This window comes from Vagococcus sp. CY53-2, assembly GCF_022604695.1.
In the GTDB taxonomy this organism is placed as follows: domain Bacteria; phylum Bacillota; class Bacilli; order Lactobacillales; family Vagococcaceae; genus Vagococcus.
Window position 1 is genome coordinate 84,542 of sequence record NZ_JALAHP010000002.1, and the last position, 24,889, is coordinate 109,430.

Genomic DNA, 24,889 nt, shown 5'->3' on the forward strand with positions numbered 1-24,889 from the left:
TGAGTGAAAAAATGGAAAACTATGAAGAGTTATTAATAGAAATATTAAAGAAAATCGCCCAAGAATCACAGACAACAGATCTTAGTATTCCAGTAGGGATTTCCAATCGCCATTGTCATTTATCTAGAGAAGACGTAGAAAGTTTATTTGGTAAAGGATATGACTTAACTAAACTTAAAGACCTATCTCAACCTGGACAGTATGCATGCAAAGAAACCATCATGATTTGTGGTCCAAAAGGGATGATTGAAAATGTCAGAATTTTAGGACCTGAGAGAAAGCAAACACAAGTAGAAGTATTACAAAGTGACTGTTTTAAACTAGGCATAAAGGCACCATTAAGATTATCTGGCGATCTAGATCATTCAGGTGATGTGACCATGATTGGACCAAAAGGCTCTAAGATGTTGGTTTCAGGTGTGGTTGTGGCAAAACGTCATATTCACATGCCGTTAAAAGATGCCAAGCGTTTTGATGTTGTCGATGGAGAAAATGTGTCGATTGCTTTTGATGGTGCTAGAGGCGGCGTATTGAATGAAGTTATCGTACGAGTAGATAGTAACGCAGGCTTAGAATGTCATATAGATGTTGAAGAAGCCAATGCACTTGGTGTAAGTTCTAACACAAACATTGTGATTCAAAAAAATTAATATAAAAGAAAATTTAGGAGGAAATTATAATGAAATCAGATGCTTTAGGAATGATCGAAACAAAAGGACTAATTGGTTCAATAGAGGCTGCTGACGCAATGGTTAAAGCCGCAAATGTATCTTTAGTAGGAAAAGAATTAGTAGGTGGGGGGATTGTGACTGTAATGGTAAGAGGTGATGTTGGTGCAGTCAAAGCCGCAACAGATGCCGGTGCAGCCGCTGCTCAACGAGTGGGAGAATTATTATCTGTTCATGTTATTCCAAGACCTCATTCAGAAGTAGAAAACATTTTACCAACAGAAATCTAAAACGTTATGAGATAAAATAGAAATAAAGCGGTGCAAATTATCCTTTTAAAAAGAGATGAGATGTTCCGCTTTTTATATTAAAGGAGAAAGCGATGAAAAAAACAATCATCATTGGTTCGAATCATGCAGGGATTGCAGCAGCAAATGTCCTGTTAGAATACTCTGATACTCATGATGTGGTTATTATTGAAAAAAATGCAGAATTTAGTTATCTAGGTTGTGGCACAGCTCTTTGGGTAGGACAACAAATTGAGTCGTATGAAGGGCTATTTTATTTAAATGAATCAGAATTTAGAAAAAAAGGGGCAACTATTTACACAAATACAGAAGTGACTAAAGTTGATTTCTATAACAAGACAGTCACATGCTCTGACGATAATCATCAAATATTTACGGAACACTATGATAATTTAGTATTAGCGACAGGATCTAAGCCAATAATATTAAATGTTCCTGGAAAAGAGTTAGGAAATATTCATTGCTTGAAGACATTTAATGATGGAAAAATAGTGAATGAACTTGCTGAAAAAGAAACAATTCAACGAGTAGCAGTAATTGGAGCAGGTTATATCGGTGTTGAGATAGCAGAAGCATTACAACGAAGAGGAAAAAAAGTATTGCTATTTGATGGCGAAAATCGTTCATTGTCAAGTTATTACGATCAAGCATTTTCCCAAAAAATGGATGATACATTGGCAAAAAATGGTATAGAACTTCATTTTGGAGAGCGTGTGACAGAATATCAAGGAAATAAACAGATCGAACATTTAGTAACTGACAAAGGTCATTATGCTGTAGATATGGTAATTAATGCAGTTGGGTTTTTACCTAATAATGAATTAGGTAAAAATCAGTTAGAATTGTTTCATAATGGTGCTTATATTGTCGATGAGTGTCAACAAACAAGTAACCCTTCTGTTTATGCAGTGGGTGATTGTGCGACAATCTATTCAAATGCGTTACAAAAAACCGATTACATTGCGTTAGCGACAAATGCGATTAGAAGTGGTATGGTAGCAGGTTATAACATAGCTGGACGAGACGTTTCATCACTAGGTGTACAGGGCTCAAATGCTATTTCTATTTTTGGATTTAATATGTCTTCGACTGGATTATCTATTGAATCAGCGAAAAAGAAAGGATTAAACGTGAGTTATACTGAGTTTGAAGATTTACAAAAACCGGCATTTATGGCTGATAATTACCATGTTAAACTTCGTATTGTATATGACACTAACTCAAGACGAATTGTAGGCGCACAAATGTGTTCTGAAAAAGATGTTTCAATGCTGATTCATCTATTTTCTCTTTCAATTCATAAAAAATTAACGATAGATGAATTACAATTATTGGATTTGTTCTTTTTACCGCATTTTAATCAGCCGTATAATTATATTACAATGGCAGCTTTGAATGCTAAATAAATAAAAACCAATGCAATTTTCTATTTCAGAAAAGGCATTGGTTTTTATTTTTACTATTTATTCATGATTGCTTGACCAGCAGTAATGATAGATAATTTGTAAACATCTTCTTCATTACATCCACGAGATAAGTCAGAAATTGGTTTGTTTAAACCTTGTAAGATAGGTCCAATCGCTTGGAAACCACCTAAACGTTGTGCAATTTTGTAGCCAATGTTTCCAGATTGAATTTCTGGGAAGATAAACACATTTGCTTGACCAGCTACATCTGAATCTGGTGCTTTTTGTTTCGCAACAGAAGGAACATAAGAAGCGTCAAACTGTAATTCACCATCAATAGACATTTCAGGAGCTAACTCTTTGGCAATACGAGTTGCTTCAGCGACTTTTGTTACTTCTTCAGATTTTGCAGATCCTTTTGTTGAAAAGCTTAATAAAGCAACTTTAGGATCAATATCAAATAATTCAGCTGTTTTAGCACTTTCAACAGCGATTTCTGCTAATGCTTGAGCATCAGGGTTGATATTAATAGCACAATCAGAGAAAATATATTTTTCTGAGTCACGGTTACCTAACATCAAGAAAGCACCACTTGTACGGCTAACACCTGGTTTAGTTTTAACGATTTGTAAAGCTGGGCGAATTGTGTCACCAGTAGAGTGAACAGCACCACTTACTAAACCATCAGCTAAGTCCATATAAACTAACATTGTTCCAAAGTAGTTTTCATCTTTTAAAATAGTACGTGCTTGATCTTCGGTTGCTTTACCTTTACGGCGTTCAATGAAAGCAGCAACCATTTCATCAAATTTTTCGTAAGTGTCAGGGTTAATAATTTCTAAGTTATCAACACTTAAACCACGAGAAGTAGCCAATTCTTTGATTTCTTCAGGCTTACCAATTAAGACAGGTTCAATTAAGTTGTCTGATTTTAAACGAACAGCCGCACCTAAAACGCGTTCATCTGTGGGTTCAGGAAAAACCATACGTATATTTTTGTTAATAATTTTATGTTTAAGTTGGTCAAATAGTTCCACGAAAACATCCTCCAATTTTCTTATACTTTTTTCACAAGTCTATCATATCATGTTTATGAACAAAAAGAACAGTATTTTGTTCTGTTTTTTCGAAAAAACTTAGGTAAAACATAATAACACCAAATAAATTTTTAATAAAATAAAACAGATTTTTTTATTTTATTAGTACAGTTTAGGATAACGTCCAATTTATCTGTGGTTGATTGGTTTCTTTTAAACTATTATTTATTTTAGAAAATGGCTTTGAGCCAAAGAACCCCCTGTATGCCGATAGTGGACTAGGATGTGGTGCTTCGATAATGATGTGTTTTGTATGGTCAATTAATTGTTTTTTTTGTTGAGCGGGTTTGCCCCAAAGAACAAAAATGATAGGGTTCTCTTTTTTATTCAACGATTTTATTATACAATTTGTGAAGTTTTCCCAACCTTTGTTTTTATGCGAATGAGCCTTTCCTTTTTCAACAGTTAGGACTGTATTAAGTAATAAAACCCCTTGTTTTGCCCAAGGAACTAAATAACCACTACTAGGAGTATTGATTTTACAATCATCAGCTAATTCTTTAAAAATATTAACCAAAGAGGGTGGTATCTTGGTTCCTGGTAGTACAGAAAAACTAAGTCCGTGAGCTTGATTATCTCCGTGATAGGGGTCTTGTCCTAAAATAACGACTTTTGTTTCACTAAAAGGAGTGTAGTTTAAAGCACTAAAAATATTTTGTTTATCAGGAAAAATGGTCTTTGATTGGTATTCTTTTTCTAAAAAAAGTTCTAAGTTTTTCACATAGTCGGTTTGTAACTCATCATGCAATATGTCTTGCCAGTCTGTTTGAATTAAGTCTTTTAACATTTTTTCACCTCTATTGTTTAGTTTATCATAATTTTTTTATTATAAATGTATCTTTCAAAAAAAAATGGTACACTAACAGTAATAAAAGAACTAGGAGGAACATTATGATTAAATTGATCGCATCTGATATGGATGGCACGCTTTTATCATCCCATCTAGATATTTCAGAATTAAATAAACAAGCTATAAAAACAGCTGCAGAAAATGGTATTGAGTTTATGGTAGCAACCGGCAGAGGCTACTCTGAAGCTCGGCCTGTTTTAGATGAAGCGGGCATTCACTGTGCTATGATTACTGGTAATGGTGCACAAATCTTTGATGAGTTTGATAATGTCTTACATACTGTTAGTTTAGAAAAAGAAACAGTTAAAGAGGCTATGAAAATTTTAGAAGAGGAAGACTTATATTATGAGCTAATGACAACAGAAGGTGTGTATTCGAATAATGAAGCACAACGAATTGAAAAGTTTGCGATTCTTTTATCTGAAAATATTCCTCATTTAACGTTTAAAATGGCGATTGCCATGGCTTCTACTCAATTAAAAATGCTACCTGTTAACTATACAGAACACTACGATACGTTAGTTGATGATCCTGAAGTCGAGATTTTAAAAGTGATTTCGTTTAATGAAGAGGGAGCTAAGAGATTTGAGCCAGCTTTAGAAAAACTTCATAAATTAATGAATGTTCATGTGACATCATCTGGTGTGAATAATTTGGAAATTAATCATGTTAATGCAACAAAAGGAAATGCTGTAAAATATATCGCTGAAAAACGTGGCATTTCTATAGATGACGTCTTTACAATTGGCGATAATTTTAACGATTTACCTATGTTAGAAGTTGCTGGTGTGAGTTTTGCTATGGGAAATGCTGAAGAAAAAGTCAAAGAAGTTGCTAAGTATCAAACAGATACAAATATTGAAGACGGTGTAGGTAAAGCAATACTACGAGCAATTGAAGAAAACCTTTAGAGCGACGATTTTGATTAAAGGAAGTTGATAGCAATGGAGACATACTATATTAAAGAACATGTCCTTTCAGCTAATGTTCGTACAGTTATTAAAGATATTCAGGATAAACCAGTGTATATTTTAGTTGGACGTTGGGGTGTGAAGGGGGATGTGCTATCGGTGTATAGCATGGAAGGGGATGTTTTAGCAACAGTGAAACAAACGACATATGCTTTTCCATCTCGTTTTGATTTGTATGATAGGCAACAAAAAGTTGGCTCTTTAGGTAGATTATTTTCATTGAATCGTGATATTTATTTAGTAAAGCAGCTGAATTGGTTAGTTTTAGCTAATGTTGGAAAACAATCCTATCGAATGTATTCTTTAAAAGAACGAATGATGTTGATGAATAAGCATACATCATTTCAAGGAGATTACTACAAGCTATCAATTATCAATAAAGAAGTATCTCCAATTTGTATTTGTATAGGAGCTGTAATGGATTATTGGGCAAAAAATAATGAAAAAAATTGGCAAACTGTTAACTCATTTCTTAATCCTAAACCTTCTTATCAATCAATTGAATTAATTAGAAAAAAATAAAAGCACTTTGGGAAACTTTCCTAAAGTGCTTTTTTGTTATAATAAGTTTATTGTTCCTCGGCATGCTTCGATTGTTTCTTCATCCCATAAAGATACTTGCACTTCTCCAATATGAGCTTTTTCTAAAAGTAACATGCACATACGACTTTGACCAATCCCACCACCAATTGTTAAAGGTAATTCATTTGCTAAAATTTGTTGATGGTATGGGTATTTCAGCCGATCAGTTGCGTTGGCTTTTTCTAACTGTTCTTTTAAGGAAGTTTCATCCACACGAATCCCCATACTAGATATTTCGACAGCAGTTTGTAGTGGTTCATGCCAAAATAGTAAGTCTCCATTTAATTGCCAATCATCGTAGTCAGGAGAACGACCATCATGCGGTTTTCCGCTCAATAATTTATCTCCGATTTGCATAATAAATGTTGTTGGGTGCTCTTTTACATAAGCTTGTTCGCGTTCTTTATCATTGAAATCAGGATATAAATTTTCTAATTCTTGTGTTGTGATAAATGAGACGTTGCTATCAAGTTCAATAGATAGAGATGGGTATTTCGTATGCAAACGACTAGATGTTTCAATAATGGCATTGACAATTTGTTGGACAGTTTGTTTTAAATAATCTAGGTTACGTTGCTCTCTTGAAATAACACGTTCCCAATCCCATTGATCCACATAAATAGAGTGTAAATTGTCTAACTCTTCATCACGCCTAATCGCATTCATGTCAGTATAGATTCCATTTCCTACATGAAAATCATATTGTTTTAAAGCTGTTCGTTTCCATTTAGCTAGTGAATGAACCACTTCTGCAGGAGTATCTAAAGCTGGAACGTCAAATTGTACAGGTCTTTCTACACCGTTTAGATTATCATTTAAACCAGACGTTGTATCCACAAATAATGGTGCAGAGACTCTTTTTAATTTTAAACTTCCAGTTAACGCTTCTTCAAACCAGTGTTTTGTTAGTCCAATCGCTTTTTGTGTGTCATAAACAGACAACGAAGATTGGTAATTTTTTGGTACAATTGTTTTTTTCTTCATATAGTTCACTTCCTAATCAAAGATTTCTCACTATTTTATCATATTTTTTTAATTAATGAAAACAAATATAGAATTTCTGAAAAACGACAAAGTCTAAATTGTATCAATAAGATATATATTATAAATCGTTAAGTTGAAGGTAGTGATGGTAATACAATAAAAGTAAATTATATATTTGTTCAATATAAATGGAATCGTTTCCTAACATTATGAAATGTGTTACAATAATTCTGAGAAATAAGGAGATGATGAGTTGAAAGCGACGATGAAAGATGTTGCCGCACTTGCTGGTGTCGGTGTTGGGACTGTATCAAGAGTTATAAATGGCATAAAAGTTAAGGAACAAACGAAGGATAAAGTTGAATCAGCAATCGAAATATTAAATTATGAACCAAATGAGTATGCAAGAGGGTTAAAAAAGAATAAAACTAATACCTTGGCGCTTATTGTCCCTACAATATGGCATCCTTTTTTTTCAGAGTTTGCGTACTATGTAGAAGAGGAATTAAGCAAAGAAGGGTACAAACTTTATTTATGCAATTCAAACGGAGAAGCTGATAAAGAAAAAGAATACATACAAATGGTTAAACAAAATAAAGTTGATGGAATTATTGGGGTTACCTATTCGGACATTGATAATTATGTATCTGCTAATTTACCTTTTGTTAGTATTGATCGCTATTTTACTGAAGATGTTTATTATGTTACAAGTGATAATTTGTTGGGAGGAAAAATAGCAGCTTCTGAATTGATAAAAAGAAAAGTTCAATATCCGGCATATATTTCAAGTGTATCAAAATATAAAAATGAAACATTAAAGAGATATGAAGGTTTTTCAGAATATTGTGAAGAGCATAATCTATCTGTTGTAAAATTAATGGTTGACGAACCAAGAGTGAATTTTGTGCAACAAGTTGAGCAGTTTTTGATAGAACACCCTGAAATAGATGGTATATTTGCTGTTAATGATTTAACGGCTTTAGATATTATTAAGGTATTAGATAAATTAGAGAGAAAAGTTGGGGAAGATATTCAAATAATTGGATTTGATGGTTCTAAAACGGCACTGGATCAAAATTATTTATTATCAACAATTAGACAACAAGTAGATAAGATGGCCGAAGTCTCTGTCCAAAACATTATTAAGTTAATTAATGGAAATGAAGTGCCAAAACGAGTCATGCTACCAGTGAAATTTGTTGAAGGTTATACAACAAAAAAAAATATTGACATCATTGAAAAATGATGTTAAATTTAACGCATTAAAGGAAACGTTTCCATTTTTTATTTATGACATTATGGAAACGTTTCAAAAGGGGAGAGAGTATGAAGAAACTTTTTAAATATTCAATGTTGTTAATTGCTACATTGGGTCTAGTATCTGCATGTGGGGGATCTAAAGAAACCAAAAAAGAAGATAAAGATCCTGGAAGTATCAAAGTTTGGGTACAGTTTTCAGATGAAACACCAGAAGGAAAAGCTTGGCAGGAAATTGTTGACGGATTTAATAAAGAGTACAAAGGGAAATATAAGGCGTCAACAGAATATATTCCACGTAGTGGGAGTGGTGGTGGATATGAAGATAAAGTAAATGCAGCTGTAACAACTAAAACATTACCTGATGTAATAACCTTAGATGGTCCAAATACTGCGGCATATGCTCACTCTAAAGTAATTGCACCTTTAGATAATTATTTAAAAGATGCAGACATGGATGATGTGCTTGATAGTATCAAACAGCAAGGAACTTACGATGGAAAATTTTATGCATTTGGTTTTTCTGAGTCAAGTGTAGGAATGTATTATAATAAAAAAATGTTCAAAGATGCGGGCATTAAAGATGAAGAATTACCAACAATTGATAAACCTTGGACATGGAGTGAATTAGAAGATATTTTATCTAGATTACATAAGAAATATGATTCGCCAGTATTTGATATGCAAATTGCAAGCAACGATGAAATGTTAACTTATGCATATACACCATTTATTTGGTCAAATGATGGTGACGTGGTAAACAGCAAAGGAACTGAAGCTAAAGGTCAATTTAATAGTAAAAATTCTGTGGAAGCTTTATCTTTTATTCAGAACTTAGTAAAAAAAGACTATGTACCAATTACACCGGTGGAAAAAGGATTTGAAACTCAAAAATATCCGATGTATTTAAGTGGTTCATGGACAATGGCAGATTTAGAAGCTAATTATCCAGATGTTGATTATGGAATTTTACCTTATCCTGTATCTGATAAAACTAAAAAATTAGTATCACCAACTGGTAGTTGGCAATTAGCGATGACAACACAGACTGAGAAAAAAGATGCAGCTGCTGCCTTTATATTATATGCAACAAATACAGAATCAAGTAAAATAATGAGTTTAGCAAATAGTGTACTACCTATTAGAAAATCTACAATTGATTTAATTAAAAATGACGTTTCTGAAGGCATGAAAGTATTGATGGAGCAAAATCAAGTTTCTGGCCATGCAAGACCTGTTGTGGTGGCATATCCTCAAGTCTCAAGAGCCTTCCAACAAGCAATACAAGATTTAAGTTACTTTGATGAAAACCCTGATGTACAAAAAGTTGCAGATCAACGAGCTGAAGAGATGCAGCAAGCAATAGATGTTTCATTAAAGAGATAAAATAAGAACAGGTAATTAGTAGAATATATTACGAATTGCCTGTTTGATTTTAAAGGAGAGAGATTATGGGAAAGCAAAATGATAGAAAACAGAATGCTTTAGGTTATTTATTTTTAAGTCCTGCACTTATATTATTAGTTATCTTTTTACTCATACCTATTGGAATGATGTTTTATTATGCGTTTACAGATTATTATTTGTTAACACCCGATGCAAGACAATTTGTTGGATTAGATAATTTTAAAAAATTGATGTCAGACCCAATATTTAAGCAAAGTATTTGGAATACAGCTAAGTTCGTTGTATGGATTATTCCGGTTCAATTGGGAGCTGCTTTAGGAATGGCTTTAATAGTGAATAAACAACGTAAAGGAAATATATTTTTTAAAGTAGCTTTTTTTGCACCAGTAGTAATGTCTTTAGTTGTTATCTCCATTTTATGGTTGTATCTATTAAATCCAAACGAAGGTTTAATTAACGCATTGCTTAATAAAATAGGGATTGCTTCGATGCCGTTTTTAAAGAGCCCTAAACAGGCAATGTATACCATTGTTTTCGTTTCAGCATGGCAAGGAGCAGGATACCAAATGCTTCTACTCTTGGGTGGTATGCAAAATATACCAAAAGATGTCTATGAAGCAGCTGAACTAGACGGATTTACAAAGTTCCAACAATTTAGATATATTACTATGCCTCTACTAAAACCAACAGCAATATTTGTTTTATTAACAACATTAATATCAGCGTTCAAATTAATTGTTCAACCAATGGTAATGACACAAGGTGGTCCAATGAATTCAACAATGACTATGGTTTACTACATTTACCAAACAGGATTTACTGATAGATTAGTAGGTTACTCAAGCTCAATTGCTTTAATATTTACAACGATGATTGGTTTGATAACTATTGCTCAACGTAAAATAACTAAGGAGGATGAATAACAATGCAGAAAAAAAATATATTATTAAAGATTATAGAATATGTTTTACTGATAATTCTTGCTTCATTGTTCCTATTCCCAATGTTATGGATGGTTGCGTCATCTATGAAACCAGAAGCGGACGTATTTAACAATTTAACGTCATTAAAAGCATTTTTACCAAGTTTAAATCCAGCCAATTGGTTTAAAACATACGAAGAAGTTATTTCTCGTTTTAGTGTAGGAACATATCTCTTAAATAGTATTTTTTATGGATTAACATTTGCATTAGGTTCAATTATCGTCAATTCGTTGGCAGGATTTGCTTTTGCAAAAATTAATTTTTCAGGTAAAAAAATACTTTTTGGCTTGTTACTAGCACTGTTGATTGTACCGGTTGAAACCATATTAATCTCTCAATTTACAATAGTTGAAAAATTAGGTCTAGTAAATACTAGATTAGCAGTTATTTTGCCTGGTATGGCAAGTGTATTTAACATTTATCTGTTTCGTAATTTTTTTATCGCAATACCTGATGAAATTATTGAATCGGCCAAAATGGATGGAGCTAGTATGGGAACAATATTTTTCAGAATTATGCTCCCAATGTCGAAACCGGCTGTTGCAACAGTAGGGGTATTATCTTTTATCGGTAGTTGGAATGACTACATTTGGCCTCTAATGGTTCTAACAGATAAGAGTAAATTTTCGATGCAGATTGCCATTACAACGATAAATACAACACAACCCGTATATATAAATCAAGTTATGGCAGTTTTAACTATATCAACCATTCCATTAGTAATTATTTATATCGTAGCACAAAAATACATATTACAAGGTTTAGGTGGTTCTGGTACCGGAATCAAATAAAGGAAGGACACATATATGAGTCAATCAGTGAATAATTATATTTTAGAAAATAAGAATAAAATCAATCAAACATTTCGTAATAAGTTTCATTTGATGCCTACTTTAGGGTGGATGAACGACCCAAATGGTTTCGTCTATTATAAAGGTGAATATCATTTGTTTTATCAATACTATCCATATGATAGTGTTTGGGGACCGATGCACTGGGGACACGCAAAATCGAAGGATCTGATTCATTGGGAAGATTTACCAGTTGCTTTAGAGCCTGGTGAAGCATATGATGCAGATGGTTGTTTTTCTGGGAGTGCCATTGTTGTTGAGGACAAGCTATATCTTTTATATACAGGGCACTATGAAAGAAGTGGAGAAAGAAGAGAGACTCAATGCTTGGCTGTATCAACAGATGGAATAGTTTTTGAAAAATATGAAAAAAATCCAGTGATCTCAGAGAAACAACTGCAAAAATATGGTGATATATCTGACTTTAGAGATCCAAAAGTTTTTTATCGTGAAGGTGTATTTTATACAGTTGTAGCAACAAAAAGTGAGACAAATTTAGGTAGAATATTATTATTTGAGTCAAAAGATTTATTTGATTGGCAATTTAAGTCAATTCTTTTGGAAGGGAAAAAGCACCAAGGGATTATGTGGGAATGTCCAGATTTGTTTGAATTAGACAATAAGGATGTTTTAATCATGTCACCTATTGAAATGGAAAGACAAGGATATGCCTATTATAATATTAATTCGACTGTCGTGTTTGTAGGGAAGATAGACTGGAGTGAGGGGAAATTTTCAGTTGAGAATTATCATGAGATTGATACTGGATTAGATTTCTATGCTCCTCAAACTTGTCAAGATGACGAAGGTAACAGAGTCATGGTAGCGTGGATGCAGATGTGGCATAGGACAATATGGAGCCACGAATTATCTCATGGTTGGTCTGGCTCGATGACATTCCCAAGAGAACTAAGTATTGTTGAGAATAAATTAATACAAAAACCTTACAAAACATTTTATGATAACTTGAATACAATATTTAAGGACAACGATATTAGATTGACTGAAGAAAATATATATCAAAATAAATCATTAGATAATTTTAATTATTTAAAATTACAGTTAAAAACTGATAGCGCAGAAAAGGTTTATATTGAGTTATTTGGGAATAAAGTTTATATCAAATATGATGTTAATAGAAATTTGTTAACTTTAACTAGAAAAAATGATAAATATCATATTATTGGAGAAGAAGCTGAAGAATTGAATTCTAGAACGATGAAAGTTTTTCCTAAAAATGACGTTCTACTTATTGAATGTATCATTGACACATCATGTATTGAATTATTTGTAAATCATTCTGATACGATGACTGCAACTTACTATGATAATAATCGACTAAATCAGGTAGATATTCATGTGACAAGCGGTTCTTCACTGCTTGAAAGTATAGAAATTAGTGAGCTTAAATTGTAAGAGAAACTAGTGATATAATATAAAGAGATATGTCTTCTCATAGCTGAGAAGGTTTTATCGTGTTAATTGGTAGTACTGAAGCAGGCGGAACGAAATTTGTTTGTTCAGTGGGTGATGAAGATTATTGTGTACAAAATCAAGTGACCTTTCCAACAGCTATATCTGATGAGACGTTGAAAAAAGCGGTGGATTATTTCAAACAATTGGATCAAATGATGCTTTAGGTGTCGCATCATTTGATCCAATTGAGATTAGAAAACATTACGCCAAAATCAGGGTATTTAACGACCACACAAAAACCAGGATGGCAAGATGTGAATGGCATAGTTTATTTGCAAAATGAATGAGATGTCTCAATATCATGGGCTACAGATGTAAATGGTTCGGTTTATGGGGAATATATTATGTCAACATTATCTAATGAAAAAATAAATTCTTTAGTGTATTATACTGTTGAGATAGGTGTTGTGTTGGTGGTGGAGCTGAGATTGACGGTGATAATCTTGACTTCGCTGGGCATTCTGAGATGGGGCATACGTTCGTGAAACGCCATTCATATGACGTTAATTTTGATGAAATCTGTCCATTTCATGGAGATTGCTTAGAAGGACTCGTATTATGCCCAACTTTTGAAGCAAGGCTAGGAAAGAAAGGTGAAACAGTCCCTTTAAATGATCCGGTGCGGGATATTATGGCTTATTATTTAGGGTAAGCGGTGATACAAGCTACGTTAATTATTCGCCCAGATAAAATTTTTTTGGTGGAAGTATTTCAAATGAACCATTACTTGAAAAAGTTCGAAACAATGTGAAAGAATTTATGAATACTGATGTTGAGTGACCACTACTTGATAAATATATTACAATGCCGTTGATTAAAAACAATGGGTCCGCCACATTAGGAAATTTTACCGATTTATGAATACCTCCAAAACGAATTTTAAATGAACGTTATAATGGGTTATTACGTAAAGATGGATTATCTAAACAAATGGGTTTCAACGAAATTGAGGAATCTTTTATCCAATCTATTGGATCTAAAAAATAATATTCCTAGACAATCATTAAACTATAAAACACCTTCGGAAGAATTTTTGAGTTGTGTAGACAACGATATTTTGTTTAGCTTAATTTGATAAATGACATTTAAAAAAATTCACAAAACAATTTATGTTATCCGGTTGACATGAAAGCGAATTTAATTTATACTTTTAAATATAGAAAGCGCTTTTCAAAAAATGATAACCGGTTGCTATAACCGGAAGACTATAATATCATCGGGGGAAACTGATATGTCAAAATTCAAAGAGTCATTTAAAAATCCATCTTATCTACAAAGTTCATTAACCTTACTATTATTCTTCGCTTCATGGGGAGTATGGTGGTCATTCTTCCAGCTATGGCTGACTTCTGAATCTAACGGTTTGGGATTAAGTGGTAGCGCTGTCGGAACGATTTTTTCAGCTAATTCATTAGTAACATTAATTTTTATGTTTATATATGGTACGTTGCAGGATAAGTTGTACATCAAACGAACACTATTAATTGTTTCAGCAGGCATTGCAACACTTGTGGGACCGTTTTTTATATGGGTTTATGGTCCATTACTAAAAAATAATTTTAATTTAGGAATACTTGTAGGAGCAGTTGTTTTATCAGCTGGATTTCTATCATCAGTTGGCATTTTTGAAGCGGTGACCGAAAGATTTAGTCGTTTGTTCGATTTTGAGTATGGTCAAGCTAGAGCCTGGGGATCATTTGGGTATGCGATTGTTGCATTATTAGCCGGTTTCCTTTTTGTGAAGAATTCTAATTTAAATTTCTGGGCTGGCTCATTTTTTGGCTTATTATTATTACTTAATTTATTGTTATGGAAACCTAAAGCTGAGAAAATAGCTAGCAAAGAATTTGAAGACAAACAAGCAGAATCAAGTAGTGTCCCGTCTTTGAAAGAGATGTTTGGATTACTGAGATTACCGCAACTATGGGCAATTATTATTTTCATTGTGTTTACATGGACATTTTATAATGTATTTGATCAACAAATGTTTCCAGGTTTTTACACTAGTTTATTTTCAACATCAGCAGCAGGTGAAAAAATGTATGGTACGTTGAATGCGATTCAAGTATTTTGCGAAGCAATTATGTTGGGTGTTGTCCCAATCATCATGAGAAAAATCGGTGTAAGAAACACACTATTATGTGGTGTGACTATCATGTGCGTGAGAATAGGTCTATGTGGTTTTGCCTCATCACCAACAGCTGTTTCTTGTATTAAAATGCTACATGCCTTAGAAGTACCGATGTTTATTTTACCAATGTTTCGTTATTTTACTTTGCATTTTGATACTAAATTATCAGCCACTCTTTATATGATTGGGTTTCAAATTGCAGCACAAGTAGGTCAAGTTATTTTATCTACTCCATTAGGAATATTAAGAGATAAAGTGGGTTACCAGTCAACATTTAGAATTATTTCAATGATTGTTTTAGTGGCAGGGGTTTATGCCTTCTTTATTCTTAAAAAAGATGATCAAGATGTTCAAGGAGATCCATTCATTAGAGGTTAATAAATAAATTAATGACTATTAAAAACGAGAAAGTAGGAGATTTATTATGACAAACAAAGATACGATTGAATTAACAAACACACGCTATAGACTAGGGTATCATGTATCTGCGCCATCAGGATGGATTAATGATCCAAATGGTTTTTGTTTCTTTGATGGTTATTATCATGTGTTTTTCCAACACCATCCACATAGTGCTGAATGGGGACCAATGCATTGGGGACACGCTAGAAGTAAAGATTTAGTTCATTGGGAAGAATTGCCAATTGCGTTGACACCTGGTGATAAAGAAGACGAGGATGGTTGCTTCTCAGGTAGTGCAATTGAAAAGGATGGGGTACTCTATCTATTCTATACTGGACATCATTATTATGGAGATGGTGATAAAGAACATTTTTGGCAAAATCAAAATATGGCTTACAGTACAGATGGCATTCATTTTACAAAATATGAAAATAATCCTATCATCGCTAAAGAGCCTGGAGATAATACACATCACTTTAGAGATCCGAAAGTTTGGGAAAAAGATGGCATTTATTACATGATTTTAGGAAGTCAAGGTGAAGATGGACTAGGTAGAGCCATTATTTATTCATCTAAAGACTTATTAGAATGGGAATATGAAGGGCCTATTTCTAAAGCAACTGGGTTAAAAACGGAAGGCTTTATGTGGGAATGTCCAGACTTTTTTAATCTTGATGGAAAAGATATCTTATTATTATCACCACAAGGAATCGATGCTCAAGGGAAAGATTATTTAAATCTGTTCCAAACAGGGTATTTCATTGGTGATTATGACTATAAAACAGCAACATTTACACGTGGTGAGTTCCATGAATTGGATAAAGGGCATGATTTTTATGCGACACAAACAACATTAGCACCAGATGGTAGAAGAATTGTAATCGCGTGGATGGATATGTGGGAAAGCCCAATGCCTGAGCAAGAAGATGGTTGGGCAGGAGCTTTAACTATTCCACGTGAATTGAGATTAAAAAATGATCATCTTTACATGACACCTGTTAAAGAATTAGAAACTTTGCGCGCAGAAGAATTAAAGCATGATACAACAACTGTAATGAAAGAATTATGTTTAATAAAAGATGCCTTATCTAATGAATTATTAATAGATGCTCCACTAGATAAGTCAGAAGAACAAGAACTCATTATTTCATTAAAAACGTCTGAAAATGATTTGGTTTTATTAACATATTCTAATAAAACGAATGAATTTATTTTAAAACGTAATGACAAAGACGACTTAAGATATGGTACAATTCAGTCATGTGATAAACTGTCATTACGAGTATTTATTGATACAAGTTCGATTGAAATTTTTATTAATGATGGAGAGCTCGTGTTCACTGAGCGTTTTTATACTGAGGAAAAACCTGAGGTATGTCTTTCAGTTAGTGAAAAACAAACAATTTCTTATACAGTTTATCGTCTTGAAAACGATGCAGTTTCTTATAACTAAGGAGGTTTTATTGTGTTAATTGGTAGTATTGAAGCAGGTGGAACAAAATTTGTCTGTGCTGTAGGGGATGAAGATTACCGTGTGAAAGATCAAATTACTTTTCCTACTACTACACCAGAAGAAACATTAAAAAAAGCAGTGGATTATTTTAAGCAATTTGAGATTGACGCACTAGGTGTGGCATCTTTTGGGCCAATTGAAATTAGAAAACATTCGCCAAAATCTGGTTATATTACAACGACACCAAAACCAGGTTGGAAAAATGTCAATGTACTAGGTTATTTAAAAGAGGAATTAAATGTTCCAATGTCTTGGACAACTGACGTGAATGGCTCAGCGTATGGTGAATATATTATGTCCACTTTATCAAATGAAAAAATAGATTCATTGGTTTATTATACTGTTGGAACAGGTGTTGGCGGTGGAGCCGTTATTAACGGTGACTTACTAGGTGAAGCGGGACATCCTGAGATGGGACACACCTATGTTAAGCGTCATCCTGATGATTTAGAATTTGAAGGGATTTGTCCTTATCATGGTGACTGCTTAGAAGGATTAGTTGCTGGTCCAACTTTTGAAGCTCGTTTGGGCAAAAAAGGTGAAACGGTTCCTTTAACAGATCCAGTTTGGGATATTATGGCTTATTATTTAGCACAGGCTGTTATTCAAACAACTCTTATTATTCGACCAGATAAAATCGTGTTTGGCGGAAGTGTGGCGAATGAAACCTTACTTGAAAAAGTTCGTAAAAATGTGACTGAACTCTTAAATGATTATGTTGGGTTACCACCTCTAGACAAGTACATTACTCGACCATTAATTAAAAATAATGGCTCAGCAACATTGGGTAACTTTGCTTTAGGATTAAACCAATTACAAGAATAATACTAGTAAAAAGGCTTTTATAATGAAGTGTTATAAAGGCCTTTTTTATGCTATTCTAGACACAGAAAAATGACGAGGGGTAGTTTTATGAGACCGAAGTTAGAAGATGTAGCCAAAAGAGCAAATGTATCAAAAACAACCGTGTCGCGGGTATTAAATAATCGAGGATACTTAAGTCAAAAAACGATTGATAAGGTTAACCAGGCGATTGAGGAGCTTAATTATCAACCAAACGTGGTGGCGAGGCAGCTTTACAATAAAAAAACTAATATTATTGGATTGCTATTTCCAACTGTAGCAAACCCTTTTTTTGGTGAGCTGGCTGAAGCATTAGAAAAGAAACTATATGAAAAAGGTTATAAAGTATTAATTGGTAATTCAATGAATGATTCCAAAAAAGAATCAGATTATTTAAATCAATTATTATCGGAGCAGGTAGATGGTTTAATTGTTGGAACGCATAATCAAGGAATACAGGAATATAAATATCAAAATCTACCCATTGTGGCGATTGATCGCGTGATGAATGAAGACATTCCAGTTATTGAGTCAGATAATTATCAGGGTGGTAGATTTGCTACTAAGGAATTGATTGAGCAAGGAGCAAAAAATATCATCCATACGAATGGACCTAGTGAATTAGAAACGCCAGCTAAACGTCGTCGAATAGCTTATGAAGAAACAATGAAGGAACATGATTTGATACCTAATACAATAACATTAGATTTTAATATTCCCTATCAAGAAAAGAAAAAAATATTTTATGATTTATTTGAAACATACCCAGATGTAGATGGAATTTTTGCATCAAATGATATGGATGCGGCCTTAATTTTACAAGTTGCAAAAGAAAAACGTATACGCGTACCAGAAGATTTATTACTTGTAGGTTATGATGGGACGCTTATGACACGGAGTATTTTGCCAGATTTGACTACTATTATTCAACCGATAGACGAGATGGCAGAGATAGCAATTGATATTTTAATGAAACGAATAAATAAAAAAGAAACAGAGAAAGAATATATCCTTCCAGTAAAAATTTGGCGAGGAAAAACATCAAAAAAGGACAGCTATAAGTCGGACATCATCTATTGAAGTAAAGTTATAGTTCCTTATATTTAATTCATGTAAAATGTATTTGTTGATAAATTAAGGTTAATGGTTATGACTAAATTGAATATTTGAAATAAATTCTGCGTGACAATATGGTGTAAATTAAGATGAAGTAGGACTGATTATTCTTTTATAATCTAATAAATTATGTCATGATAGACAAAGTGACAGTTAGACGATAAAGGAGATTGATGATAATATGAGAAACATAAAAATGACGATTGAATATGATGGGAAAAGATATCAAGGATGGCAACGGTTAGGAGATTCTGATAAAACAATTCAAGGCAAGATAGAAAATATTATTCATCAAATGACTGGTGAAAAAATAGAAATTATAGGCTCAGGTAGAACAGATGCAGGAACTCACGCAAAAGGACAAGTGGCTAATTTTAAAACAGAATCAACTATGTCTTTGGACGAGATGTTAGACTTTTTTCATCAATACTTACCACAAGATATTGTAGTGAAACAACTTAATGATATGCCAGAACGATTTCATGCTAGATATAATGCAAAGGGAAAACAATATAGCTATAATGTCTGGAATCATCGTATTCCATCAGCTTTTTATAAAAATTATAGCATGCATGTCCCAGAGTACTTAAATATAGAAAAAATGGAAGAGGCGTGTGAAAAATTAAAAGGAACGCATGATTTTCGAGGGTTTTCTGCATTGAAAAAAACGAAAAAATCAACTACTCGAACTATATCAGATATAGCCATTCAACGTCATGGTGACATTTTGCAATTTACCTTTGTAGGGGATGGCTTTTTACATAAAATGGTTCGCATTATGATGGGAACATTACTTGATATTGGTGTAGGTCGTTTAACTGTAGAAGACATCGATAATATTTTTGAGACTGGTATTAGAAGTCAAGCAGGTGATACAGTGCCAGCACAAGGTTTATTTTTAGATGAGGTATTTTATAAGTAATAAAAAAAGAAGAAACGTGTTGAGACACATTTCTTCTTTTTTAATCTTTTTTGAAGAATCTGATACCAGTTAACATTGTGGCAATGAAGCAAATAACAAATGAAGTGATATAAACAGCATGCATCCCATAAATGAAAACATCTGGACGTCCTGCTATATAAGTTGTAACCCTTTGTCCATAATGCTGACTCATTGCAGCGTACAAGATAGTTGTTGATAGAGAAATTCCTACCACCATCCCTAAATTTCGTGCAAGAGAATTTAAACTACCTGCTACACCTAAATCCTTTTTCTCGACATTGCTCATAACAAGAGTGTTATTGGGTGCTTGAAATAAGGCATTTCCAAGACCGACAAAAATAGAAGCAAATATAAAAAAGATAAGAGATGTTTGTTCGCCTAAAGTTAAATAGAGTAATTGAGAAATAGTGATTAAAATCAATCCCACAAAAGTTAATAATTTTGCACCAACTTTATCAGTGATATATCCACTAACAGGAGAGCCAATTATCATAGTAAAAGGAACTACCATCATTAAGATACCTGCAAAACTAGCAGAATAGCCTCTTGTATTTTGTAAATAAAAAGGAATCACAACATTTGTAAAAAAGTTTGTGACAAAAATCATAGAAGCTGTTAACAAACTTAACGTAAATACTTTATTTTTAAATAAAGAAAATTGAATGAGAGGATTGTTCTTTTTTGTCTCAATTCGGTAAAAAATTACCATCGTTATCAATGCAATAATAATTAATAAAATAGGCAATGTGTGTGTATAACCTAATTCTTGACCGATAAATATGCCACCAAATAAAGTTAAAATAATTGTGGCAAATAATATAAATCCGATAAAATCAATTTTAGTCCCAGATTTTGTTGAATCTTTTGGTAAAACTTTTTGTCCAAGTAAGATAGTTAATATGCCAATAGGTACATTGATTAAAAAAATATATTCCCAAGAAAATTGGGCAAGAATGACACCGCCAAGTCCAGGACCCATAATCGATCCCAGTGACACGAAAGCACCAATCATCCCTAATGCTCGACCACGTTCACTTAACGGAAAAACTTCTGTGATAATTCCTGTGTTTGTTGACATAGTCATACTAGCACCAATCGCCTGGATAACACGAGAAAGTAGGATGAGTTCAAATGTATGAAAGACACCACATAATAACGAACCTAAGACAAATGTTATCGTTCCAATACGAAATATTTTAATCTTTCCAATACTGTCGCCAACCTTACCGAAAAGTGGTAAACAAGCACAAACGGTCATTAAATAAATTGATACAATCCATTCTGCTTGATTCATTGGAATATGCATGTCTTTTGACATTACTGGTAGAGCGATATTAACAATACTTCCATCTAGTGTAGACATGAAAGTAAATAGTCCAATCGCAACTAAGACAAGCCATCTATTTTTGCTAGGTGATTGATTTATTGTTTTCATTAATTTTTCCTCCATTAATCTATTGGTATAGCGTTTAACATCATTCATTGGAATAAAGTAAGTGAAATGAATAACCAATAATAAATAAACTACTTTATTATCTTACTACAAAGTTTCATTTTTTAGGGGAATTTTTTATAAGAAACAAACTACGATATTTATGATAAACTAGGTTGAAAGAATAAATTAGGGGGACAGGTTGTTTATGGTGGAAAGCAATGAAAAAGATGTTGTTCATCAGTTAGGTGTCTATATTAGAAAGATAAGAAAAGAGTCCGGACTAACGATGGAACAACTATCAAAAAAATCAGGCGTGAGTGTTTTATCAATTGGTAATATTGAAAATGGTCGGACCAATCCAACGATTAATATTTTATGGAAGTTATCCCAAGCATTAAATATGACCTTATCCCAATTAATTGGTTACTCTAATGTATCAAATACTGTATCTAAAGTCAGCACCATGGCTTATTTTATGAGTGATTTAACAAAAGGATGGCTGGTGCAACCTGTTTTTCGTGAAGATAATATTGAAGTGTTTAGAGTATGCTTAAAGGCTAATTCTATTAATACCGCACAATATCAGCCAAAGGAATCTGTTGAAGTATTAACGGTAATGAAGGGGAAAATTGCTATAAAAGTCGAAGGTAACATTTATCATTTAGAAACATATGATACGATTAATTTTTATTCTGGAACCATTCATGAATACATTAATGAAACTGATGAGGATGCTCTTTTAAGTATTGTTGTTAAATATTAAAAAGTATATTATAATATATATTTATATATTATAATATACTTTTTGATTTAAGGAGATTAATGATGGAAAAGAAAATAAATAAAGTGTTGTTGTTAGGAGTTATTTTTGTAGCGATGAATTTACGATCGCCCATTACTGCTGTAGGACCATTAATAGGGGTTATCTCAGATGATTTAATACTTTCAGGAGGGCAAGCGGGATTAATTACTACTATTCCATTGATGTCTTTTGCTATTATTTCTCCAATTGTACCTAAATTAGCAAATAAATGGACAATAGAAAAAACAATTTTTGGTGCTTTAATTGTCTTATTACTAGGTATGTTTTTACGAGCTATCCCACAACTAACTTTTTTGTTTTTAGGAACAACATTTTTAGGTGCAACTATTGCGATTTGTAATGTTCTTATCCCAGGACTTGTAAAAAAAGAATTTCCTCATCAAAGTGGTTTAGTAACAGGAATTTATTCTGTCAGTATGAATTTAACAGGTGCAATTGCATCTGGAATCAGTATTCCTTTAGTAAGAAAAATTGGATTAGACTGGAACGTTGCTTTGGGATTATGGTCAATTTTAGCATTAACAGCATTTATTTGTTGGCTACCTCAGTTGAAACGTCAAGATAAAGAGGTTCAAGAGATGGTTTCACAAGAGAATATATCCATTTGGACGTCAACGCTTGCTTGGTCAGTCACGTTATTTATGGGGATTCAGTCCTTTATTTTTTATGTATTAGTTGCGTGGCTACCAGAAATGTTAGTGGACAAAGGGCTATCGACAACACAAGCAGGTGGTATGTTATCATTACTGCAAATGACGTTGTTGCCTATCACATTTATTGTGCCAATTATTGCTGAAAAACGACCAAATCAAAAAAGTTTTGTTTGGGTTTCTTTTTTATTGTTTGCTTTTGGTATTTTAGGATTAATGGGAAATAATATGAAGATAGTGACTCTGTCTATTATGGGAATAGGTATAGCTGGAGGAATTGCTTTTAGTTTATCCATGATGTTTTTTAATTTACGAACAACGAGTGCAAAGCAAGCCGCTGAACTATCGGGAATGGCTCAGTCTGTTGGGTATTTACTTGCAGCAACAGGTCCTTTTTTATTTGGTTTTTTACATGATGTAACAAAAACTTGGCAGTCATCTCTGATTATTTTATTAATGATGACAAGTATTTTATTAATCGTTGGGCTTAACTCAGCGAAAAAACGTGTTATCTAACATTAACAAGGTATAAAAATTTTTATACCTTGTTAATGTTTATTTTGTTTATGAAAAATTTGAAAAAGATAGAGATAAGAAAGAATGTGTGGTAAAATGAGAAAAAAATGAGAATGATTAGAAAAAGGGGATGGGTTTAATGACATTAGATTGGAATAATTTAGGTTTTGATTATATTAAAACTCCGTATCGATACATTGCACGGTATAAAGATGGTAAATGGTCAGAAGGTGAGTTAACAGAAGATAACACATTACATATTAGTGAAGGATCTATGGCACTTCATTATGGACAACAGTGCTTTGAAGGATTAAAGGCATATCGTTGTAAAGATGATTCAATTAATTTATTTAGAGTAGATGAAAATGCTAAACGAATGAAAGTGAGTGCAAATCGTTTGATGATGCCAGAAGTGCCAGAAGAGATGTTTATTGACGCTGTAAAAAAAGTGGTTAAAGCAAATGAAAATTTTTGTCCCCCTTACGATAGCGGGGCGACACTTTATTTAAGACCTTTATTAATTGGTGTTGGTGATGCCATTGGTGTTGGACCAGCACCTGAATATTTATTTACAGTCTTTTGTACGCCTGTAGGCCCATATTTTAAAGGTGGATTAAAGCCAACTAATTTTATCGTGTCAGAATATGACAGAGCAGCGCCACAAGGGACAGGTGCTGTAAAAGTTGGTGGAAACTATGCTGCGAGTCTTTATCCTGGTAAATTAGCAAAAGAAAAACAGTTTTCAGATTGTATCTATCTTGATCCAGCAACGCATACAAAGATTGAAGAAGTGGGTTCTGCTAATTTTTTTGGTATTACAAAAGATGATGAGTTTGTCACACCGTACTCTCCATCTATTTTACCAAGTATTACAAAGTATTCTTTATTGTATCTTGCAAAAGAAAGATTAGGTTTAAAGACTCGTGAGGGAGATGTTTATTTAAAAGATTTGGATGAGTTTAAAGAAGCAGGAGCATGTGGAACTGCAGCTGTTATTTCTCCAATTGGGGGAATACAAGTAGGCGATGATTTCCATGTGTTTTACTCGGAAACAGAAGTAGGGCCAGTAACTAAAAAATTATATGATGAATTAGTAGGAATCCAATTTGGAGATATTGACGCACCAAAGGGATGGATCACAAAAGTAGAGTTAACATTAAATAAAGATTAAAAAAATGTTGACAGGATTAAAAAAATCGTGTAGATTAATGGCAACATATAAATAATGTTCTGTTTGATTAGGAAAGTAAGCTTTGATGCTTTTTAGAGAGACTCTGGTTGGTGAAAAGAGTTAAGTGATGATAAGTTGAAAATGACCTATGAGGAAAGAGTATCGATAGGTAGGTGCTCTCGGAAAAAGTTTCACCGTTAAAAGAAACACCGATAGATCCATTGTCGGGTATGAGGGAAGAAGAAATTCTTCTAAAAAAAGGTGGTAACACGATAAGTCGTCCTTTTACATAGTTCGCTATGTAAAAGGGCTTTTTTATTTTTATAGACCTACATTGACATGGTAAGTAGATTGACTTTATTTTTTACAGAGAACCTCGTGAAGCTGAGAAGAGGAAAGGTAAACCAATTGAAAATGGCCATGGAGTAATTTATATTCGAGCATTTTGATGTCAGAGTATAACGAGCGCAACCGTTAACTTGCTAGAGTATGATAGTACTCGATAA

22 protein-coding genes, 2 pseudogenes and 2 other annotated features (1 of these 26 only partly in view) are annotated in these 24,889 nt (G+C 33.1%); of the genes and pseudogenes, 20 read left to right on the forward strand and 4 right to left on the reverse strand.

Annotation, left to right across the window (positions count from 1 at the left end; genetic code table 11):
* The first annotated feature begins 11 nt into the window (after nucleotides 1-11).
* From MN581_RS04230 to MN581_RS04240, 3 genes are all read left to right on the forward strand, one after another.
* Nucleotides 12-650, forward strand: coding sequence for a phosphate propanoyltransferase (locus MN581_RS04230; protein ID WP_117972451.1), 639 nt, complete (start codon nucleotides 12-14; stop codon nucleotides 648-650).
* A gap of 29 nt (nucleotides 651-679) precedes the next feature.
* Nucleotides 680-958, forward strand: coding sequence for an ethanolamine utilization microcompartment protein EutM (gene eutM, locus MN581_RS04235; RefSeq protein ID WP_117972452.1), 279 nt, complete (start codon nucleotides 680-682; stop codon nucleotides 956-958).
* Nucleotides 959-1,050: 92 nt separating this feature from the next.
* Nucleotides 1,051-2,382 carry an FAD-dependent oxidoreductase gene (locus tag MN581_RS04240; RefSeq protein ID WP_241699265.1) on the forward strand — a complete coding sequence of 444 codons (1,332 nt, stop codon included), beginning with the start codon at nucleotides 1,051-1,053 and terminating at the stop codon, nucleotides 2,380-2,382.
* A 53-nt stretch (nucleotides 2,383-2,435) separates the two neighbouring features.
* Here the strand turns inward: MN581_RS04240 and pta are convergent, their stop codons facing one another.
* Both pta and MN581_RS04250 read right to left on the reverse strand, forming a co-directional pair.
* Nucleotides 2,436-3,419, reverse strand: coding sequence for a phosphate acetyltransferase (pta, locus tag MN581_RS04245; RefSeq protein WP_117972454.1), 984 nt, complete (start codon nucleotides 3,417-3,419; stop codon nucleotides 2,436-2,438).
* Nucleotides 3,420-3,591: 172 nt separating this feature from the next.
* Entirely contained in the window at nucleotides 3,592-4,266 is a 675-nt protein-coding gene (locus MN581_RS04250; RefSeq protein WP_117972455.1) for a uracil-DNA glycosylase, read from the reverse strand.
* A gap of 104 nt (nucleotides 4,267-4,370) precedes the next feature.
* Here MN581_RS04250 and MN581_RS04255 point away from each other — a divergent pair, with 104 nt between their 5' ends.
* Together MN581_RS04255 and MN581_RS04260 are read left to right on the forward strand one after the other, a co-directional pair.
* A complete protein-coding gene (locus MN581_RS04255) occupies nucleotides 4,371-5,240 on the forward strand; it encodes a Cof-type HAD-IIB family hydrolase (protein ID WP_241699266.1) in 870 nt (289 codons plus the stop codon).
* 33 nt (nucleotides 5,241-5,273) lie between these two features.
* Nucleotides 5,274-5,822: a hypothetical protein gene (locus tag MN581_RS04260; protein ID WP_241699267.1), complete on the forward strand. Its 549-nt coding sequence runs from the start codon at nucleotides 5,274-5,276 to the stop codon at nucleotides 5,820-5,822.
* 36 nt (nucleotides 5,823-5,858) lie between these two features.
* Here MN581_RS04260 and asnA read toward each other — a convergent pair whose 3' ends face one another.
* Nucleotides 5,859-6,866 carry an aspartate--ammonia ligase gene (asnA, locus tag MN581_RS04265; RefSeq protein WP_117972458.1) on the reverse strand — a complete coding sequence of 336 codons (1,008 nt, stop codon included), beginning with the start codon at nucleotides 6,864-6,866 and terminating at the stop codon, nucleotides 5,859-5,861.
* A gap of 253 nt (nucleotides 6,867-7,119) precedes the next feature.
* Here asnA and MN581_RS04270 point away from each other — a divergent pair, with 253 nt between their 5' ends.
* From MN581_RS04270 to truA, 12 genes and pseudogenes are all read left to right on the forward strand, one after another.
* Nucleotides 7,120-8,112 carry a LacI family DNA-binding transcriptional regulator gene (locus MN581_RS04270; RefSeq protein ID WP_117972459.1) on the forward strand — a complete coding sequence of 331 codons (993 nt, stop codon included), beginning with the start codon at nucleotides 7,120-7,122 and terminating at the stop codon, nucleotides 8,110-8,112.
* Nucleotides 8,113-8,192: 80 nt separating this feature from the next.
* A complete protein-coding gene (locus MN581_RS04275; RefSeq protein ID WP_117972460.1) occupies nucleotides 8,193-9,509 on the forward strand; it encodes a sugar ABC transporter substrate-binding protein in 1,317 nt (438 codons plus the stop codon).
* A gap of 65 nt (nucleotides 9,510-9,574) precedes the next feature.
* Complete coding sequence (locus tag MN581_RS04280) at nucleotides 9,575-10,453, forward strand: sugar ABC transporter permease (RefSeq protein WP_117972461.1); 879 nt, start codon at nucleotides 9,575-9,577, stop codon at nucleotides 10,451-10,453.
* 2 nt (nucleotides 10,454-10,455) lie between these two features.
* Nucleotides 10,456-11,304 (forward strand): carbohydrate ABC transporter permease, encoded by an 849-nt coding sequence (locus MN581_RS04285; RefSeq protein WP_071456316.1) that lies wholly within the window; start codon nucleotides 10,456-10,458, stop codon nucleotides 11,302-11,304.
* A gap of 15 nt (nucleotides 11,305-11,319) precedes the next feature.
* Nucleotides 11,320-12,780 carry a glycoside hydrolase family 32 protein gene (locus MN581_RS04290; RefSeq protein WP_241699268.1) on the forward strand — a complete coding sequence of 487 codons (1,461 nt, stop codon included), beginning with the start codon at nucleotides 11,320-11,322 and terminating at the stop codon, nucleotides 12,778-12,780.
* A 59-nt stretch (nucleotides 12,781-12,839) separates the two neighbouring features.
* Nucleotides 12,840-13,701, forward strand: a pseudogene (locus MN581_RS04295) (ROK family protein).
* Between the two features lie 3 nt (nucleotides 13,702-13,704).
* Nucleotides 13,705-13,915: pseudogene (locus tag MN581_RS04300) on the forward strand (IS30 family transposase); the annotation flags it as partial.
* A 156-nt stretch (nucleotides 13,916-14,071) separates the two neighbouring features.
* Nucleotides 14,072-15,349, forward strand: coding sequence for an MFS transporter (locus tag MN581_RS04305; RefSeq protein ID WP_241699269.1), 1,278 nt, complete (start codon nucleotides 14,072-14,074; stop codon nucleotides 15,347-15,349).
* A 46-nt stretch (nucleotides 15,350-15,395) separates the two neighbouring features.
* Nucleotides 15,396-16,826, forward strand: a complete 1,431-nt coding sequence (locus tag MN581_RS04310; protein WP_117972464.1) for a glycoside hydrolase family 32 protein — start codon at nucleotides 15,396-15,398, stop codon at nucleotides 16,824-16,826.
* Nucleotides 16,827-16,838: 12 nt separating this feature from the next.
* Nucleotides 16,839-17,711 carry a fructokinase ScrK gene (scrK, locus tag MN581_RS04315; protein ID WP_117972465.1) on the forward strand — a complete coding sequence of 291 codons (873 nt, stop codon included), beginning with the start codon at nucleotides 16,839-16,841 and terminating at the stop codon, nucleotides 17,709-17,711.
* 87 nt (nucleotides 17,712-17,798) lie between these two features.
* Nucleotides 17,799-18,809: a LacI family DNA-binding transcriptional regulator gene (locus MN581_RS04320; RefSeq protein ID WP_117972466.1), complete on the forward strand. Its 1,011-nt coding sequence runs from the start codon at nucleotides 17,799-17,801 to the stop codon at nucleotides 18,807-18,809.
* Between the two features lie 217 nt (nucleotides 18,810-19,026).
* Entirely contained in the window at nucleotides 19,027-19,767 is a 741-nt protein-coding gene (gene truA / locus MN581_RS04325; RefSeq protein WP_117972467.1) for a tRNA pseudouridine(38-40) synthase TruA, read from the forward strand.
* Between the two features lie 40 nt (nucleotides 19,768-19,807).
* Here truA and MN581_RS04330 read toward each other — a convergent pair whose 3' ends face one another.
* Nucleotides 19,808-21,223, reverse strand: a complete 1,416-nt coding sequence (locus tag MN581_RS04330) for an MFS transporter (protein WP_117972468.1) — start codon at nucleotides 21,221-21,223, stop codon at nucleotides 19,808-19,810.
* Between the two features lie 205 nt (nucleotides 21,224-21,428).
* Here MN581_RS04330 and MN581_RS04335 point away from each other — a divergent pair, with 205 nt between their 5' ends.
* The 3 genes from MN581_RS04335 to MN581_RS04345 all read left to right on the forward strand — a co-directional run bounded on the left by MN581_RS04335 (nucleotide 21,429) and on the right by MN581_RS04345 (nucleotide 24,383).
* The gene (locus MN581_RS04335) at nucleotides 21,429-21,986 is read left to right on the forward strand and encodes an XRE family transcriptional regulator (protein WP_117972469.1); all 558 of its coding nucleotides are present in this window, start codon (nucleotides 21,429-21,431) and stop codon (nucleotides 21,984-21,986) included.
* Nucleotides 21,987-22,048: 62 nt separating this feature from the next.
* Nucleotides 22,049-23,212: an MFS transporter gene (locus MN581_RS04340; protein WP_241699270.1), complete on the forward strand. Its 1,164-nt coding sequence runs from the start codon at nucleotides 22,049-22,051 to the stop codon at nucleotides 23,210-23,212.
* A 139-nt stretch (nucleotides 23,213-23,351) separates the two neighbouring features.
* The gene (locus MN581_RS04345; RefSeq protein ID WP_117972471.1) at nucleotides 23,352-24,383 is read left to right on the forward strand and encodes a branched-chain amino acid aminotransferase; all 1,032 of its coding nucleotides are present in this window, start codon (nucleotides 23,352-23,354) and stop codon (nucleotides 24,381-24,383) included.
* Nucleotides 24,384-24,435: 52 nt separating this feature from the next.
* Nucleotides 24,436-24,671: a binding site (T-box leader), on the forward strand.
* Between the two features lie 37 nt (nucleotides 24,672-24,708).
* Nucleotides 24,709-24,889 (forward strand) — a binding site (T-box leader) (it continues 59 nt past the right edge of the window).